Origin of the sequence: Streptomyces sp. OfavH-34-F (assembly GCF_022347745.1) — a bacterium.
In the GTDB taxonomy this organism is placed as follows: domain Bacteria; phylum Actinomycetota; class Actinomycetes; order Streptomycetales; family Streptomycetaceae; genus Streptomyces.
On record NZ_JAKRGC010000120.1, the window covers coordinates 1 to 18,180 of the forward strand.

The following is an 18,180-nucleotide window of genomic DNA, read 5'->3' on the forward strand; positions in this document are numbered from 1 at the left end:
CCGCGGGCGCCGCGGCCACCGGAGCGGGCGCGCCGCCCGTGCCGTCGGCCGTTCCGGCGGCGGCGCCGTCGATCAGCGCGGCGAGCCGGCCGACGGTGGGCTCGGCGAACAGTTCTCCCAGCGGCACGGTGACGCCGTGCTCGTCGGCGATCCGGTTGACGACCCGGGTGCCGAGCAGCGAGTGCATGCCCAGCGCCATCAGGTCGTCCTCCGGGTCGATGGCCGGGATCTGGAGCATCTCCCGCATCAGGGCCGAGATCGCGGCCTCGGTGGCCGCCGAGCCCCGCGACGCGGAGGAGAGCGCCGGTCCGCCGCCCGGGGCGGGGACGTGGGTGCGTACCGCCGCGTCGGCGTCCAGGTCCGCGACCAGCCGCTCGCCGGAGACGAGGGAGTGCAGGGTGCGGCGCATGGCGTCGAGCAGCCGGTGGGCGGCGTCGGTGCCGACCCGGCGGCGGTCGTGCACGAGCCGGACCGGCAGGTCGTCGAAGGGCAGGACGAGCAGGGTCAGCGGGACGTGCGCCCGGGTGTCCATGTGGACGTCGACCAGTTCCAGCTTCTCGTCGCGGAGGTCGATCTCCGGGAGCGGCATGTTCTGGAACTCGACCAGGCTCTCGAAGAGCTGCTGTCCCCGGGTGTCGGGCAGCGCCTCCTGGATGCCGGTGAGCGAGATGCCCAGGTGGTCGCGGGCGGCGACGATCATCTCGTGGACGCCGCGCAGCAGCTCGTCCACCGAGGTCGCGGGGGAGATCCGGGTGCGGATCGGCGCCGTGGCCAGCATGCAGCCCACGGCCCGCTCCACCCCGGGCACCTCGGCGGGCCGGTGCGCGAACGTGGTGCCCAGGACCAGGTCGTCGAGGCCGGTGGCGCGGGAGAGCACCACCGCCCAGGCGGCCTGGAACACGGTGTGCAGGGTCACCCGCTTGTTGCGGGCGAACGTGCGCAGCTCGGGCGCGAGGCCGGCGAGCGAGATCTGCTCCCAGTCGTGCGGCAGGTCCTGCGGCTGCTCCCGCGGTTCCCCCGGCTCCCCGGGGCCGGTCTCCAGGAACAGCGGCGGATGCGGCCGGTACCCGTCGAGGTGGTTCTGCCAGAAGGCGGCGGACGCGGAGGTGTCCCGGTCCTTCCACCAGGCGATGTAGTCCCGGAAGCGGCCGGGCGGGGCGAGCATCGGCTCCCGGCCCCGGCAGTGGGCCCGGTAGGCCTCGACGAACTCCGAGAACATGATGCCGATCGACCAGCCGTCCACCACGAGGTGGCACAGCCGCAGCGCGATCCGGTACGACTCGTCCCCGGTGCGGATCAGCGTGATGCGCAGCAGGGGCGGCGCCTGCAGCCGGAAGCCCTCCCGCCGCTCGGTGCTCAGCAGGTCGTCCAGCCGCTTGGTCTGTTCCTCCGCGCCGAGCGACCGCCAGTCCTCCTCCTCGCGGGCGAGGGGGGCGGAGCGGTGCACGGTCTGCACCGGGGCGGCCAGCTTCTCCCAGTGGAAGGCGGAGCGCAGCGCCGGGTGGCGCGCCACCACGAGTTCCCAGGCACGCCAGAAGGCGGCGTGGTCCACGGGGCCGTTCAGCGTGACGGCGCACTGTTCCACGTAGGTGCCGTCGTCGGGGGAGAGCAGGGAGTGGAAGAGCATGCCGCGCTGCATCGGCGCGAGTTCGTAGATGTCTTCCAGGTTCGCTTGACGGGTCATGAGTGGTCCTGTCTTCTCGCTTCGCCCGAGCCCGCCATGGCGAGGCCCAGGGAGCGGCAAATGGTCTCGAGCAGCTGCCGTTCGGCCGACCGCAGGAAGAAGTGGCCGCCGGGGAGGTAGTGCAGGGCGAACGGCCCGGTGCCGCACTCCTCCCAGGCCTGGAGCGCCTCCTTGCTGACGCCGTGGTCCTCGGTGCCGCCGAACACGGTCAGCGGGCAGGAGACGATCGGGCCGGTGCGCAGCAGATAGCTGTCCGCGATGCCGAAGTCGGCCCGCAGCACGGGCATCATCAGCTCCATGAAGGCCTCGTCGGCGAGCAGTTCGGGCGGGGTGCCGCCGAGCGCGGCCAGCCGGGCGCGGAGCCCCTCGTCGTCGAGGCGGGCCACCGGCTTGAGCGGCCCCGGCCAGACGGGCGCCCGGATCGCGGCCACCATCAGGTGGTCCGGCGGCAGGCCGTGCAGGTGCTCCAGCCGGCGGGCGATCTCGAAGGCGAGGATGGAGCCGTAGCTGTAGCCCAGCAGCGCGTAGGGGCCGCCGCCCGTGGCGACGAGCTCCGCGGCGAGCGCGCGGGAGAGCCCGTCCGCCAGCCGCTCGACGTCGCCCTCGGGGGCCTCGTGGAAGCGGCTGCCGCGGCCGGGGAGCTCCACCGGGTGGATCTCGATGTCCGGGGGCAGCAGGGACTGCCAGTGGGCGTAGATCTGGGCGGAGCCGCCCGCGTACGGGAGGCAGAACAGCCGCAGGGGTCTCATCGGAACATCACCGACGAGATCGTGCGGAACTGCATGTTGGTCGTGCCCTCGTAGATGCTGCCGATCTTGGCGTCCCGGTAGAACTTCTCCACCGTCCCGTCCGTGGTGAAGCCGACCCCGCCGAGGGTCTCCACCGCGTGCGAGGCGGTGCGTTCGGCGACCTCCGCCGCGAACTGCTTCGCCATCGCGCAGGCGCGGAGCCGCTCGGCGGCGTCCGGGTGCCGCACCATGCGGACGCCGTTGTAGACCAGCAGCCTGGCGGCCTCCAGCTGCGTCGCGAGCGAGGCGAGCGGAAAGGCGACCCCCTGGAAGTTCATCACGGGCTCGCCGAACTGCCGGCGCTTGCGCGCGTACCCGACCGCGGCCTCCAGCGCGCCCTGGGCGAGCCCGACCTGCTGGGCGGCGATGCCCAGCTTGCCGATGTTGAGGGTCTCGACGGCCAGTGACGTGCCGTCACCGACCTCGCCGAGGACGTTCTCCGGCCCGATCCGCACCCCGTCGAACTCCACGTCGCAGGTGGAGCTGGCCCGGATGCCGAGCTTGGCGACGGGGTCGCCGACCCGGACCCCGGGCCGGTCGCGTTCGACCAGGAAGGCGGTGAACGACCGGCTGCCCGGGTCCGGTTCGGTGCCGGACCCCGCCGTCGTACGGGCGAAGACGAGGAACACGGACGCCTCGGCGGCGCTGGTCGTGAACGCCTTGCGGCCGGTGAGGACGTAACCGCCCTCGTCCGGCACCGCCGAGGTGCGCATCGCGAAGGCGTCGCTGCCCGCGTCGGTCTCCGAGATGGCGTACGCGCCGACCGCGCCGGACGCCAGCCGGGGCAGGAAGCGCCGCTTCTGCTCGCCGCTGCCGTGCCGCAGAAGCGCGGAGACGACGAGCGCGTTCTGTACGTCGACCAGGACCGCCACCGCCGGATCGACCTCGGCGAGGGCCTCGATGGCCAGGATCGTGTCGAGGAGGGTGCCGCCGCGCCCGCCGTAGCCGGCCGGGACCTCGACGGCCATCAGGTCGGCGTCGAAGAGCTTGTCCAGCAGCCCGGCGTCGATGCGGGCCCGCTCGTCCATGGCGCGGACGAGCGGCGCCACCTCACGGGCGGCGAAGGCGCGTACCTCCTCGCGCCAGCCTGCTTGGGCCTCGGTCAGTTCGGTCAGCGGCGGCTGGTCGTCCGCCCATCGGGTGGCCGGGGTCATCAGGAGTCCTCTCCAGCGAGAATGTGCAGCAGGTGGTCCAGCTCGCCGCTGTCCAGACCGGAGAGCGGGAAGTCGTCGGGCGTGATGTCCCCGGAGCCGGCCTCGGGCGCGCAGGTCGCCGCGAGGTCGCGGATTGCGGCGACCAGGGCGTCGGCGGCGCGCTCCGCGCCCCCGCCGCCGTGCACGGTGAGGTGCAGCTCCAGCCGGCCGTCCACCAGCGCGCCGGTGACGACGGCGGGATATCCGCTCCGCGCTCCGCCGAGCAGCCGGGGAGTGGAGCCGTGCAGCGTGCCGAGCCAGCGGACCAGCACCGTCGACGCGGGGGCCGGCGGCTGGTCGCAGCCGATGGCCATGCGCTCGGCGAAGACCTCCTCGGCCGCCCGTACCGCCTGCTTGACCGCGGGCAGCAGCGCGGCCGCCCCCGGCTCGGGCCGCTCGGGCCGGATGCCCGGCAGCACGGTGTCGAACTGGCCGACCGTGGCCGCCACGTCGTGGCCCCGGGCGGTCAGCCGCCGTCCGTCCGTCTCCAGGTCGGCGACGGGCGGCGCGTCCGCGGCGGCGAGGACCGCGGCGAGGAACGCCTCCTCCGCCGTCATGCGGTGCCGGCCGTGCGTGCCGTCCAGCAGCGCGGCCGTCTCCTCCTCCGTCAGCACCCGCGACGCGGTCTCCGCCTCCGCGTCCCCGCCCGGGAGGGCCGGGGGCAGCTCGACGGTCGCCAGGCTCGCCGGCATGCTGTTCGCCCACCGGGCGTAGGGCTCCGCGGGCGGCAGCGGGAGTTCCGCGTCGGCACCGCGCGCCAGACGGTCCAGGGCCGCCTCCAGCTCCGCGGCCAGCTGGTCGCACGACCGGGCGTCCGCGACGAGTTCGTGCACCAGCCAGACCAGCAGCCGGTCGCCCTCGCCGAGGCCGAAGAGCGTCAGCTTGAACAGCGGCCCCGCCACCGGGTCCAGCTCGTCCCGCATCTGCCGGGTCATCTCCCGCAGCGCCAGCTCCCGGCGGTGCGGCCGCAGCCCGCCCAGCTCGACCAGCGGCACGTACAGGTCCTCCGGGGCCGGGGTGCCCAGCAGGGCGGAACCGCGGTCCGGGGCCAGCCGCAGCCGCAGCGCGTCGTGCCGTGCGCTGACGGCCTCCATGGCGGCCTGCACGGTCTCCGGCTCCAGGGAGGCCGGCACGTACGTACGGACCTCGTGGGCGCCCCCGGCCTCCGACAGCAGCGCGCGCTGCCCGGGGGACAGGGCGACCGTGCTCCAGTCACCGGTGTGCACCACGTCGTCCCGCGCGTCGATCAGCGCGGCCAGCTCGGCGACCGACTGGGCCTGGAAGAGGTCCTGCAGGGACAGGGCCAGGCCGGCCTCCTGGGCCTTGGCGGCCGTCCGCACCCCGGCGATCGAGTCGCCACCCAGCTCGAAGAAGCTCTGGTGCGGGTCGATGCTGCCGGGTTCGAGGCCGATCACGGACTCCGCGAGGGAGCACAGCAGCCGGACCGTCGGACTGTCCGCCGCCGCGACGGGCGCCGCCGCCGGTGCGCCGGCCGCGCCCATGGACTCCAGGGCGGTCCGGTCGACCTTGCCGTTGGCGCTCAGCGGGATCGCGTCGGTGACGATGACGCGGGCCGGGACCATGTAGCCGGGCAGCTTCGCCGCCGCGTGCTCGCGGACGGCCGCGGCCAGCTCGTCGTCGCCGGGCCGGTCCGCGGCGCCCGGGCCGCCGGCGGGCACCACGGCCGCCACCAGGCGCCGGTTGTGCCGGTCGCCGACCGTCGCGGCCACCGCCGTCTCCACGGCCGGGTGGCTCGCCAGCGCCGCCTCGATCTCGCCGAGTTCGATGCGGTAGCCGCCCACCTTGACCTGGAAGTCCTCACGGCCGAGGAACTCCAGGTTCCCGTCCGGCAGCAGCCGGGCGAGGTCACCCGTGCGGTAGAGGCGCCGGCCGGTGACCGGGTGGGTGGGGAAGGACGCAGCGGTGCGTTCCTCGTCGCGCCAGTAGCCGTCGGCCAGGCCGGTGCCCCCGATGTAGAGGTCACCGGGCACCCAGACCGGGCAGGGCTCCAGGCGGTCGTTGAGCACGTGCAGCGTCTGGTTGCGCAGCGGGGTGCCGTACGGGACGGAGTCCCACTCCGGGTCGGTCTCGGTGACCTCGTAGAACACCGACCAGATGCCGGCCTCGGTGGCGCCGCCCAGGCTGATCACCGAGCAGCCGGGCGCCACCGCCCTTATCCGGTCCGGGAGTTCCACCGGAATCCAGTCACCGCTGAGCAGCGCGACCCGCAGGCCGAGCGGCCCGTCGTCCAGGCCGGCGCCGGGCCCGGCCAGGTACTCCGTGAGCATGCGCATCAGCGCGGGCACCGAGTTCCAGACGGTGATGCCGTGTTCCCGGATCAGCGCGGGCCAGCTGCCCGGGTCGCGGTTGGCGCCGTGCGGCGGCAGGACCACCGAGCCGCCCGCGCCGAGCGCGCCGAAGATGTCCCAGACCGAGAGGTCGAAGCTGAGCGAGGAGAGCCCCAGCACCCGGTCGTCCGGGCCGATGCCGAAACGCTCGTTGACGTCGACGCAGGTGTTCAGCGCCGCCCGGTGCGAGATCATCACGCCCTTGGGCTGTCCGGTCGAGCCGGAGGTGAAGATCACGTACGCCAGGTCGTCGGGGGTGCCCACCCACTCCGGCGGGCGCGGGGCGCGGGCGTCCGGGTCGCCGAGGTCCACGGCCACCGGCCGGACGTCCTTCGGCCAGTCGGCGTCCATGGCCCCCGGGGTCGTGACCACGGTGCGGCAGCGGCCGTGGGTGAGCAGGTGGTTCCGGCGCTCCTCGGGCGCGTCCACGTCCAGCGGAAGGTACGCCCCGCCGGAGAGCAGGACGCCGAGCGCGGCGACCACCTGTTCGGCGGACTTCTCCAGCGCGATGCCGACCAGCTGGCCCGGCCCGGTGCCGAGTTCGCGCAGCCGGCGCGCCAGCGAGCAGGCCCGTTCGTACAGTTCGCCGTAGGTGAGCGTACGGTCCGTGCCGACGACGGCGGTCCGCTCCGGCTCCCGGGCCGCCCACTCGGCGATCCCGGAGAACAGCAGGCCCTCCGGCACCGTTCCGGCGGTGTCGTTGACCCGGGCGCTCAGCGCCGCGTGCTCCTCGGGGAGCAGGTCGGGCCTGCGGAGCCAGGCGGCGTCGGTCTCGTCGCCGAGGGCGTGCAGCAGGCGGCAGTAGGCGTCGAACAGCTCGTCGACCATGCCGTCCGGGAAGAGCGCGTCCACGGCCGGGAAGCTGACGCACAGTCCGCTGGCCACTTCGAGCGCGGCGGCGTCCAGCCACACCTGCGGCGTCTGGATGATCTCGTGCTGGAGTTCGCCCAGCCAGTCGACCATCGACTCCTGCTCGTGCTCCTGCTCGTTGACCAGGGTGCTGGTGAACACCGCCGGCATCACCGCGCCGTTCACGTCGCCGGTGACCCGGGCCAGCTCGCGCAGCACGTCCACGCCGTTGAGGTAGCGGTACTCCAGGTCCTGCCAGCTCTGCTCCTGCAGCGCCTTGGCCACGTCGAGCACCGACTCGCTGCGGCGCAGGTCGACGGGGAGCAGCCCGAAGGAGGAGAAGCCGCCGACCAGCTGCTCGACGTCCTCGTGCACGGGCAGCCGGACGTTGCTGGTGACGTTGAGGGTGAAGGCCCCGGTGCGGGTCCACCGGCCGAGCGCGCAGGCGTACGCGGCCAGCAGCACCGTCGAGGGCGTCAGCCCGTGCACGGCGGCCCGCGCCTTCACGGTGCTCCACACGGCGTCGGGGATGACGCTGGTGCGGGGCACGAACTTCGGCTCGGTGATCTCCTCGGGCGAGACCGCGAGCGGCAGGTCGGGCGCGGGCGGCAGCTCGGCCACCCGCTCGCGCCAGTACGCCAGCGAGCGCTCGTAGGGCGCGGTGTCCTTCACCCGGGCGGCGGCGAGGCGGTAGTCGCGGAACGAGATGCCCAGTTCGGGCAGTTCGGCGGCCGGGTCGCGGTAGAGCGCGTGCCAGTCGCGCAGCAGGATGCGCACGCTGCCCATGTCGGCCATCATCAGCTCGAAGCTCAGGAACAGCCGGGTGCGTCCGCCGGGCAGCAGCACCGCGGTGATGTCGAAGAGCGGCCACTGGTCGGCGGGGCGGATCTCGTGCGAGAGGCGCTCGCGCAGCTCGGCCAGATGGGCGGCGCGCTCCTCCTCGCCGGTCTCGCGCAGGTCCGTGACCGCCAGGTGGTAGGGGCCGGTGTCCTCCAGGACCCGCTGCTGCCCGTCCGGCGTGATGACCGCCCGCAGCATCAGGTGCCGGTCCATCAGCCGGTTCCACGCGGCTTCCAGCCGTGGCAGGTCCAGGTCCCCGCTCTCCACCTCCCAGTACATGTGGGCGGCGACGTTGCCGAGGCTGAAGCTGCTCAGCCGGCCCACCCACTGCGCCTGCTGGATCTCGCTGAGCGGGAACGGCTCGTACCGGCCGGCCGGGTCGGCCACGGCCACCGGGAACTCGTCGGACGCCTGCGCCTGCCGGTCCGCCGAGGCCAGCTCGTCCACGATCGCCGCGACGTCCGCGGGCGTCGGGGCGTTCACCAGCCGGCGCAGCGGGATCTCCACGCCCAGCGCGCGCTTGGCGGCGGCGACGACCTTGGTGGCGAGCAGCGAGTGGCCGCCGAGCTCCACGAAGTTGTCGTCCACACCGACCGGGCGGACGCCCAGCAGCTGCTCCCAGATGGCGACGATCCCCTCCTCGGACGCCGTGCCGGGGGCCCGGTACGGCGCGGAGAGGTTGGGCGGCCGCTCGTCCGTGACGTCCGCGACGCCCGCGATGCCGTCCGTGTCGGGCTCGGCCTGCTCCAGGACGGGCGACTGGACGGCCGGTGCGACGGCGGCGCCGTCGGGGCGGTCCACCCAGTAGCGGCGGCGCGTGAACGGGTAGCCGGGCAGGGTGGCGCGCGGGCGCGGACCGGCGTCGGGCTCGCCGCGCAGCGCCGCCCAGTCCGGTTCCGCACCGGCCTGCCAGAGCATGCCCACCCCGGTGAGCAGGTGCGCCATGTCGTCGGTCTCGGCCTCCCCGGCCGAGGCGGTGGAAGGGGCGGCCGGCAGCAGCGGTACGACCGCCGAGGCGCGGGCCCCGGGCAGGGTGCGGACGAGCTTGGTCAGCGTGTTGCCCGGCCCGACCTCGGTGAACACGGAGCACCCGTCCTCCAGCAGGAGGCCCGCGGACCCGGCGAAGTCCACCGTGCCGCGCAGCTGCCGCGCCCAGTACCAGGGGTCGGTCGCCTCTTCGGGCGTGATCCAGTCGCCGGTCAGGCAGGAGACGTACCGCTGCCCGGGCCGCTGCGGCCCCACCGCCGCCACCTCCGCGGCGAACGACTCCAGCGCGGGTTCCATCATCGCGGAGTGGAAGGCGTGCGACGTGTGCAGGAGGCGGTGGCCGATGCCCTTGTCCTCCAGGACGGCGGCCAGTTCGGCGACGGCGTCGGCGGGCCCCGAGACGACGCTCACGCCGGGCCCGTTGACGGCGGCGAGGTCCAGCCCGCTCCGGCCGTCGAGCAGCTCGCGGACCTCGTCGGCGGAGAGCCCGACGGAGAGCATGGAGCCTGCGGGCAGCGCCTGCATGAGGCGGCCGCGGGCGGCGACCAGGCGCAGCGCGTCCGGCAGGTCGAAGACCCCGGCCAGGGTGGCGGCGGTGAACTCGCCCACGCTGTGCCCGAGCATGGCGTCCGGTTCCAGGCCCCAGGCCTTCAGCTGCTCGGCGAGCGCGTACTCCACCGTGAACAGCGCCGGCTGGGCGATGTCGGTCCGGGCCAGGCGCGCGGCGGCCTCCGCGTCGCCCGTCTCCGGGCCGAGGACGAGGTCGCGCAGGTCGGCCCCGAGGGGGGCGCTGAGCAGTCCGGCGCAGCGGTCGAACACGGCCCGGAACTCCGGCGCCGTCCGGTACACCCGGCCGGCCATCCGCAGGTACTGGCTGCCCTGGCCGGGGAAGAGCCAGGCGGTGTACGGCTGCGCGGCGGCCTGGGTGCGCGGGTCGAGCGCGTCGGCGGCGGCGTCCAGGCCGCGGGCCGCGCCCTCGGCGTCGGCGGCCACGGCGAAGATCCGGGACTTCAGGTGGGTGCGGCCCTCGTGCAGGGTGCGCGCGGTGGTGACGAGCGGCGCGCCGGGGGTCTCGCGCAGCGCGGAGGCCACCGCGCCGGCCAGTTCCCGGGTCGCCTCCGCGCTGCTGCCGGAGACCGGGAGCAGCTGCGGACGGTCCGTCAGGTCGTCCTCGGCCCCGGTGAGGGGCTGCGGGGAGGGCTCCTCGAGCACCAGGTGGACGTTGGTCCCGCCGAAGCCGAAGGAGCTGACGCCCATCCGGCGGATGCCGCACTCCGGCTTCCACGGCGTGGTCTCGGTGACGACCCGGAAGGGGCCGTTCTCGAAGTCGATCTCCGGGTTGGGATCGGCGTAGTTCACGTTCGGCACGAGTTCGCCGTGGCGCACCTGAAGCACCGCCTTGATGAGCGAGGCGATGCCGGCGGCGCTGTCCAGGTGGCCGATGTTGGACTTGACGGAGCTGATGGCGCAGGAGCCCGGCGTGAGGCCGCCGAACACGCGGGTGAGCGCGGCGATCTCGATCGGGTCGCCGAGCCGTGTCCCGGTCCCGTGCGCCTCGATCGCGCTGATGGACTCCGGTTCCACGTCGGCCGCCGCGAGGGCGGCGGCGATGACCCGGGCCTGTCCGGTGACCCCGGGCGCGGTGTAACCGACCTTCTGGGAGCCGTCGTTGTTGACGGCGCTGCCGCGGATCACGGCGTCGATCCGGTCCCCGTCGGCGAGCGCGTCGGAGAGTCGGCGCAGCACCACGAGACCGGCGCCACTGCCGCTGACCGTGCCCGACGCCTTGGCGTCGAAGGGGCGGCAGTGGCCGTCGTCGGAGAGGATCATCCCCTCCTGGTGCAGGTAGCCGGTGCGCTGGGGGAGCCGTACGGTGGCGCCCCCGGCCAGCGCCATGTCGCAGTCGTAGTCCAGCAGGGCCTGGCAGGCCAGGTGCACGGCCAGCAGCGAGGTCGAGCAGGCGCTCTGCACGCACACCGCGGGACCGTCGAGGCCGAGCTTGTAGCTGACCCGGCTGGCCAGGTAGTCCTTGTCGTTGGCGATCAGCATCTCCAGGCCGTCGGCCGAGACGCCCAGGCCGCGGCCCGCCAGGAGCTGCTCGATGAGGTACGTGGACATGCTGGAGCCCGCGTAGACCCCGATCTGCCCGTCGAAGCGGGCGGGGGCGTGGCCGGCGTCCTCCAGGGCGTGCCAGGCGCACTCCAGGAACAGCCGGTGCTGCGGGTCCATGAGCGCCGCCTCGCGGGCGCTGTAGCCGAAGTGGCGTGCGTCGAAGAGGTCGACGTCGTCCAGGACGCCCCAGGCCGGCACGTGGGCGGGGTCCTTGAGGAGTTCCTCGGACACTCCCGCCGCGCGCAGTTCCTCCTCGTCGAAGCGGGTGATCGACTCGACGCCGCCGCGCAGGTTGGCCCAGAAGGCCGCCAGGTCGGGGGCGCCCGGAAAACGCCCGGCCAGACCGATGACGGCGATGTCCCTGCTCTCGTCCACTTCCGTGCCCATCTCTGCGCCGTGTTGCGCGGTGCTCATGTCGACTGCTCCTGTTCAGTGGTCGAAACGGCGGGGCGCGGGCCCCGGCGACCGCCTCGCTTGCGCCGGGCCGAAGCCCTCGCACGCTCGAGCGGGTCGTCCGTTTCCGATGGGACGGTGGCCCGGTCGCCCCGTGCGGCGGGGGAGCCGAGCGCGGTGGCGAGGGCGAGGATGCCGGGGTGCTCGAACATGAGCGTCAGCGGGAAGTCGCGGTCCAGTTCGGCGCGGAGCAACCGGTGGATGCGCACGATCCGGATCGAGTCGATGCCCTGTTCGAAGAACCCGGCCGAGGGGTCGAGCCCGGTGAGGCCGGTGGCCTCCTCGGTGACCCGGAGGATGCGGGCGGGGAGTTCGCCGAGCGACGCGCGGGCGCGCCGTTCGCCGGCGGTGTCCCCGGCCGTGGCGAGCCCGGCGACGGCCGCCCGGTCCACCTTGCCGTTGGCGGTCAGCGGCAGCCGGTCCACGACGCCGAGCGCGGAGGGGACCATGTACGCGGGCAGGTGGGCGCGGGCGTACCGGCGCACCCGCTCGGTGAGCGCCTCCGCCGAGTGGGTCCTGCGGGCCGCCGGGGTGGGCAGGAGGCAGGCCACCAGGGTCCGTCCCCGCCGGTCGCCCGGGGCCGCGGCGACCGCGGTCTCCACGTCCTCGTGCCGGCTCAGGAGCGCCTCGACCTCGCCCAGCTCGATGCGGTACCCGCCGACCTTCACCTGGCCGTCCTGCCGGCCCAGGAACTCCACCACGCCCTCGGGGCGCCACCGCCCGAGGTCACCCGTGCGGTACAGCCGCCGTCCGGTGCGCGGGTCGGTCACGAAGGCCGCCGCGGTCCGGTCCGGGTCGCGCCAGTAGCACTCGGCCAGCCCGGCGCCGCCCAGGTAGATCTCCCCGGTCACCCAGGGCGGGCAGGGCAGCATCCGGTCGTTGAGCACCTGCACGGACTGGTTGCGCAGGGCGGTGCCGTACGGGACGGAGTCCCAGCCCGGTTCCGGCTTCTCGCCCACCGGGTGGGCGACCGACCAGATCGCCGCCTCCGTGGCGCCGCCGAGGCTCACGACCTCGATCCCGGGGAACCGGGCGCACAGCGTCCCCGGCAGGTCGAGCGGTATCCAGTCGCCGCTGAGCAGCGCGAGCCGCAGCGGTCCGGCATCCGGGCCGTCAGGTCCGGCCGGGGCGCCGGTGGTGCCGGCGAGGTGCTCCACGTACATCTGCATCAGCGCCGGCACCGAGTTCCACAGGGTGACCCGGTGCTCCGTCAGCAGCTGCTGCCAGCGGGCGGGGTCGCGGCGGGCGGCGGGTTCGGGGAGCACCAGCGTGCCGCCCGCCCCGAGCACGCCGAAGACGTCCCAGACGGAGAGGTCGAAGCTGAGCGAGGACAGCCCGAGCACCCGGTCCGCCGCCGTCACGCCGAAGCGCTCGTTGATGTCGGCGCAGGTGTTCAGCGCGGCCCGGTGGGAGACGGCCACGCCCTTGGGCACCCCGGTGGAGCCGGAGGTGAAGATGACGTACGCCAGGTCGCCGGGATCGCCCGGCCCGCCGGCGAGGGCGTCGCCGTCGTGCCCGGCGTACGGCCGGTCGAGGTCCACCGGGACCGCCCGCAGGCCGTCCGGCGTGTGCTCCGGTCGGCCCGGCCGCACCAGCACCGTGTCCAGGCCGCCGTGGGCGGCGAGGAAGTCCCGGCGCTCCGGCGGGAGTCCGGGGTCGAGCGGCAGGTAGGCGGCGCCGGCCATGAGCACGGCGAGCGCGGCCACCACCTGCTCCGCGGACTTCTCCATGGCGATGCCGATCAGCCGCTCGCCCGGGGCACCGTCCCGGTCCCCGGCGCCGTCCACCAGCTCGGCGGCGACGCGCCGGGCGTGGCCGACCAGCTCCCCGTAGGTCAGCCGGCGTTCTCCGGAGACCACGGCGACGGCCTCCGGGTCACGCGCGGCCCGCTCCAGCAGCGGGCCGTGCAGCGGGCCCCCGGGCAACGGTCCTGCCGTGTCGTTGACCCGCTCCACGAGCGCGGTGTGCGCGGCCGGGACGGGCCGGGCCGGGCGGTCCCAGGCGGCGGGGTCGGCCAGCGAGCCGAGCAGCCGCACATACGCGTCGAACATGTCCTCGGGCACGCCCGGCGGCAGCATGTCCCGGACCACGTCCCAGCTGAGCAGCGCCTCCCCGTCCCGCTCGAAGATCTGGTGGTCGAGCAGGACCTGCGGGGTCTGCGACACCGCGTACGCCATCTCGCCGAGCCAGCCCACCGGCAGGTCGTCGTCCCCCGCCCCGGCACCACCGGGACCGCCGCCGTTGTCGCGGCCGCTGGTGAAGACGACGGGCGCGGCGAAGAGGTCCTCGTCGTCCCGGCCGGACCTGCGCAGGTCGCGCAGCACCTCCACGGCGCTGTACTCGCGGTGGTCCAGGTCCGCCCAGAGCCGGCGCTGGATGCTCCGCGCCAGCTCGGTGAACGCCTCCTCGCCGCCGTGCCGGGTCAGGTCCACCTCCAGCAGGGTCACGGACGTGAAGTCCCCGATGACGGCGTCCGCGCCGGCCGGCTCCTGGGGCCGGTTGAACAGCGTGACGTGGAGCGAGAAGCGGCCGGTCGTGCTCCACGCGCCGAGGGCGCAGGCGTACGCGGCCAGCAGCACCGCCGAGGGGGTCAGCGCCCGGTCGGCGGCCAGGTCGCGGATCGAGCGCCACGCGCTCTTCCCGATCCGGCCGGAGAGCCGCGAGAAGGGGTGCGGTCCGTCCCCGGCCACGGGGAGCAGGGGGAGGCGGGGCGCGGGAGGGAGCGTGGCGATCCGCTCCGCCCAGTACGCCTGCGCCCGGCGCCGCCGGGGGCTCTCCTTGCCGCGTTCGGCCGCCAGCACCAGGTCCCGGAAGGACACGGTGAGTTCGGGCAGGTGGCGGGTGGCCTCCGGGTCGCGGTAGCACGCCTCCCACTCGCGGAACAGGATCTGGGCGCTGCGCACGTCCGCGATGAGCAGGTCGAGGCCGAAGTGCAGCCGGTGCCGTCCACCGGGGAGGTCGGACACCTCCAGGCAGAACAGCGGCCAGGTGTCCAGGGGCAGGACCCGGTGCGAGAGGGCGTCGCGCACCGAGGTGAGACGGCGCTCCGCCTCGGCAGCGCCCAGGCCCGTCAGGTCGTGCCGGACGACCGGCACCGGACCGGTCTCCTCCGGGGGCAGCACCCGCTGCTCCCCGTCCGCGGTGACGACGGCCCGCAGCATGTCGTGCCGGCGTACGACGGTGTCGAGCGCGGCCAGCAGCCGGGGCAGGTCGAGGTCCTCGGGGGCGTCGAACTCCGCGTAGAAGTACGTGGAGACCCCGCCCAGGCGGTAGCCGGCGCTGCGGCCGACGAAGTAGGCGTGCTGCAGGTCGGTCAGCGGGAACGGGGCGTACGGGTCCTCGCCCGTGAAGGCGGAGGCCGGGAGCGCCGGGGTGAGCGCGCCGTCGGGTTCGCCGGGGGCGGGGGTGTCGGCGAGCGCGTCGACGACGGCCTGCGCCAGTTCGGGGAAGGTCATCTCGAGCAGGCCGTCCAGCGGCGGCCGGACCCGGTAGTCCCGTTCGATCTGGTGGTGCATCGTGAAGGCGCGCAGGGAGCCGACGCCCAGGTTCGCCAGCGAGAGGGAGGCCGTGTCGGCGGCCGTCGCCGTGACGTCGAGGCGCCGGCGCAGGTCCGCCTCGATGACGGAGGCGCGCAGCGACGGGTCGAGAGCCAGCACCAGGTCGCGCAGCGGCGAGCCCTGGCCGCCCGCGGGGGCCTGCCCGCCGGTGGCGGCCGGTGCGGCCGTCTTCGGGGCGGTGGTGCCCGCCGTGGTGCCCGTCGCGGCGCTCGCGCCGTCGGCCGACCACCGGTAGCGCTCCTTCAGCTCGCCCGCCAGGAAGCCCTGGGCGCAGGCGTGCCGCTGGATCTTGCCGCTGGAGGTGCGGGGCATGGAGGCGGCCCTGATGAGCACCACCGTGTCGACCTGGACCTCGAACCCGGCCGTGACGGCGTTGCGGATGGCCCGGGCGATCTCCGGGTGCTCCGTGTCCTCCACGTGCCGCTCGACCTCGGCGACGACGAGGAGCCGCTCGGGGCCGCCGTCCACGCCCGGCAGGCCGGTGGCCGCGCAGAGGTTGCGCCGGATGCCCGGGTGGGCGACGCCGGCGCACGCCTCGATGTCCTGCGGGTAGAGGTTGCGCCCCCCGATGATGACCAGGTCCTTGATCCGGCCGCACACGAACAGCGTGCCGTCGCGGAGGAAGCCCAGGTCACCGGTGCGCAGGTAGGGCCCGTCGCCCTCGGTCGTGGTGGCGCGGAAGGTCTGCTCCGTGGCCTCCTCGCGGCCCCAGTAGCCCGAGGCCACGCTGGGACTCGACACCCAGATCTCGCCGACCTCCTCCGGACCGCAGGGGCGGTGCGACTCGGGGTCGACGATGCGGATGCGCTGCCGTTCGTCGATGTTGGTGCCGCAGCCGACGAGCGTGCTGCGGTCCGCCGCCTCCGTGGGCGGAACGACCCGGCGCTGCTCCAGCCCGGCGGCGGAGACGTCCACGAACACGGGCTCCGAAGCGGGCGCCGCCACGGAGACGGCGAGCGTGGACTCGGCGAGCCCGTAGCCGCCGCAGATCAGGGCGGGCCGGGCGCCGTACGCCCCGAAGTTCTCGCGGAAGCGCTCGACGGCGTCGGCCCGTACGGTCTCGGCGCCCACCACCAGGCTGTCCCAGGCGCTCAGGTCGAGCGTGCGGCGCTGCTCCTCGGGGATGCGGTCGGCGCACAGGTCGAGGGCGAAGGTCGGGGCGAAGGTGCAGGTGCCCCGGTAGGCCGACATCGCGTGGAGCCACTGGAACGGGTCCGCGGCGAAGGTCGCCGGAGCCATCAGGACGCACTCGAAGCCGACGTGCAGCGGCTGCAGGATGCCGCCGATGAGGCCCATGTCGTGGTAGGGCGGCAGCCAGCTCACCATGCGCGACGCGGGGCTGTAGCCCAGACGCCCGCTGAGCCCGGCGGAGTTGGCGGTGATGTTCCTGTGGGTCACCATGACCCCGCGCGGGGAACTCGTGGTTCCGGACGTGTACTGCAGGAAGGCCAGGTCCTCGGGGCCGACGACCGGGAGCCGCGTTCCGTCGGGGTCGCCGGGGAGCTCCGCCGCGTCGAGCCAGCGCAGTCCGGGGAACTCCACCCCGGCGGCGGCCAGGCGGCCCGCGGCGGCCGTGGCCTCGCCGCCGGTGACGGCCAGCGCGGGGCGCGCGTCGGCGACGAGGGCGGCGAGCCTCTGCCGGTGCCGGGTGAGCACCTGGGGGTAGGAGGTGACGGCGACCGCGCCGGCGTAGAGGCAGCCGAGGAAGGTGGTGACGTATTCGAGACCGGGCGGCTGGAGCATCAGCACCCGGGCGCCCCGCTCACCCTTCGTCTCGCGCACGATCCCCGCGGCGGTCGCGCGGGCGGCACGGTCCAGCTCCCCGAAGGTGAGCAGGCCCTGTTCGGTGCCGTCGCTGTTCAGGAAGCGGAAGGCGGGATCGTTCCGCCGCTCCTCCGCCAGAGCTCGCACCCGGTCGACGAGAGTCCGGGAACTCTCGGACGCGAGGCCGGGGGCCGGGTTTTGAGAGGCCATGAACGGCGCACCTCCAGGGAAGAGCTGTCACGCCGCGTCGGAGCGGCACGTGAGTCGGATCCTCGCCAGTGGTGCGGCGGCGCGCGATACCCGGAGGAGACGCCAAGTGGGTATGGCCGAACGGCCGTTCGGCTACGCCCTTCGGCGAGGAACGGCGAATGCCCGGCCGACGGGGAGGTCGGCCGGGCATTCGGGGGTGGCGATCGATCGGTTACGCGCGTGCGTGCGGGCGGATGGCCGTCCGGGTGCCGGCGCCCCCTCCGGGGCGGTCGACGAGGTGTTCACGCAGCGCCACGGCGACCGCCATGGTGCGGTTGGGACAGTTGAGCTTGCTGAGGACGTTGGCCACCAGTCGCTTGGCACCGTGCTGCGAGATGCCCAGCTGCCGGGCGATCTGCTTGTTGGCCAGTCCCTCGACGAGCAGTTCGAGCGCCTGCTGTTCGCGGGGCGTGAGCGCGGTGTGCCCGTAGGAAACGGGTGCCGCGGCGGCCGTCTGGTGCCGGGCCCGGGACAGGAGCCGCTTCGCGAAGACAGGCGGCAGGTGCAGCGTCCCGTCCGCCACTTTGCCGAGAGCTGCGGCAAGTTCGTGGAGCGTGAGCTCGGACGGGACCAGGAATCCCTGCGCCGGAATCTGAAGGGCCATGTCGCACAGTTCCGGTTCCTCTGAATTAATGAGGATGACGACCGGTAACGAGTAAGAGCTACATTTTTCTATAAGCTCTCGTATGTCCGCTTCGCGAACCGGGTTGTAGTCGACGATAACGATGTCCACCGACCGCTCGCTGAGCAGGGCCAGGTCGAGCGGGTTGAGGTCCAGTGAGAAGCGGTGCTCCACGGGCTGCAGGTGGGGAGTGAGTTGCAGCATGCTCCACAGGCCGTGGCGCACTATCTCACTCTCGGAAAAAACTCCAATTTTTTTTGGCTGATTCCGAACGTCAGGTCTTTGCTCTCCGGTGACTTGCGTCGCTGGCTCTGACATGGGGTCCCCCTTCGGTTCCGTACTACTTGGCCCGCGCGTGCCTCCAGGCCAACCCGCGTATGAAATCACGTCGAGGTGTTCCAGGTAAGGCTAGGAGTTGTAGGGTGCATGCATACACATGACATTCGTCATGTGTTCCGATGACATCGCGCACTTCCCTGGCCGTTCGGGCCGTATCGGCGCGCCATCCGGGGCGACTTCGGGCCCATTTTGTGGAAGATGATCCTCCGAATTCGGCACGACCGGCACCGAATCACCGTTCATGTCATCGGGTCAATCGGCGGGCCGTCGCGAGAGCGCCGCCGTCCTTATTCGGACATTCCAGGCCTTGCAGCGGCATCGACCCTTCCGGCCCCCGGCGCGGGGGTCACCCGCCCGGCCGGCCGGCCCCGCCGGGCGCCGCGCCCCCGCGCCCC

The 18,180-nt window shown here is 73.9% G+C and carries 6 protein-coding genes; all 6 read right to left on the reverse strand.

The genetic code is table 11. The annotated features are described in order from the left end of the window. The coding region (locus MHW47_RS18645; protein ID WP_239224706.1) for a condensation domain-containing protein at positions 1 to 1,684 on the reverse strand (1,684 nt) is incomplete at its 3' end. After that, positions 1,681 to 2,433 carry a thioesterase II family protein gene (locus MHW47_RS18650; RefSeq protein ID WP_239224707.1) on the reverse strand — a complete coding sequence of 251 codons (753 nt, stop codon included), beginning with the start codon at positions 2,431 to 2,433 and terminating at the stop codon, positions 1,681 to 1,683. The genes MHW47_RS18645 and MHW47_RS18650, both read right to left, overlap by 4 nt. Further along, the gene (locus MHW47_RS18655; RefSeq protein ID WP_239224708.1) at positions 2,430 to 3,626 is read right to left on the reverse strand and encodes an acyl-CoA dehydrogenase family protein; all 1,197 of its coding nucleotides are present in this window, start codon (positions 3,624 to 3,626) and stop codon (positions 2,430 to 2,432) included. Before MHW47_RS18655 ends, MHW47_RS18650 begins: the two co-directional genes overlap by 4 nt. After that, complete coding sequence (locus MHW47_RS18660) at positions 3,626 to 11,215, reverse strand: non-ribosomal peptide synthetase/type I polyketide synthase (RefSeq protein ID WP_239224709.1); 7,590 nt, start codon at positions 11,213 to 11,215, stop codon at positions 3,626 to 3,628. Before MHW47_RS18660 ends, MHW47_RS18655 begins: the two co-directional genes overlap by 1 nt. Continuing rightward, on the reverse strand, positions 11,212 to 16,785 hold the full coding sequence (locus MHW47_RS18665) for a non-ribosomal peptide synthetase (protein ID WP_239224711.1): 5,574 nt from the start codon (positions 16,783 to 16,785) through the stop codon (positions 11,212 to 11,214). The genes MHW47_RS18660 and MHW47_RS18665 overlap by 4 nt, the downstream gene beginning before the upstream one ends. A gap of 211 nt (positions 16,786 to 16,996) precedes the next feature. Next, entirely contained in the window at positions 16,997 to 17,650 is a 654-nt protein-coding gene (locus MHW47_RS18670) for a response regulator transcription factor (protein ID WP_239224712.1), read from the reverse strand. Positions 17,651 to 18,180: the final 530 nt, after the last annotated feature.

Bases quoted from the DNA above. Each gene is read 5' to 3' on its own strand.
- MHW47_RS18650 (WP_239224707.1), bottom strand. From the start codon at position 2,433: ATGAGACCCCTGCGGCTGTTCTGCCTCCCGTACGCGGGCGGCTCCGCC.
- MHW47_RS18655 (WP_239224708.1), bottom strand. From the start codon at position 3,626: ATGACCCCGGCCACCCGATGGGCGGACGACCAGCCGCCGCTGACCGAA.
- MHW47_RS18660 (WP_239224709.1), bottom strand. From the start codon at position 11,215: ATGAGCACCGCGCAACACGGCGCAGAGATGGGCACGGAAGTGGACGAG.
- MHW47_RS18665 (WP_239224711.1), bottom strand. From the start codon at position 16,785: ATGGCCTCTCAAAACCCGGCCCCCGGCCTCGCGTCCGAGAGTTCCCGG.
- MHW47_RS18670 (WP_239224712.1), bottom strand. From the start codon at position 17,650: ATGCTGCAACTCACTCCCCACCTGCAGCCCGTGGAGCACCGCTTCTCA.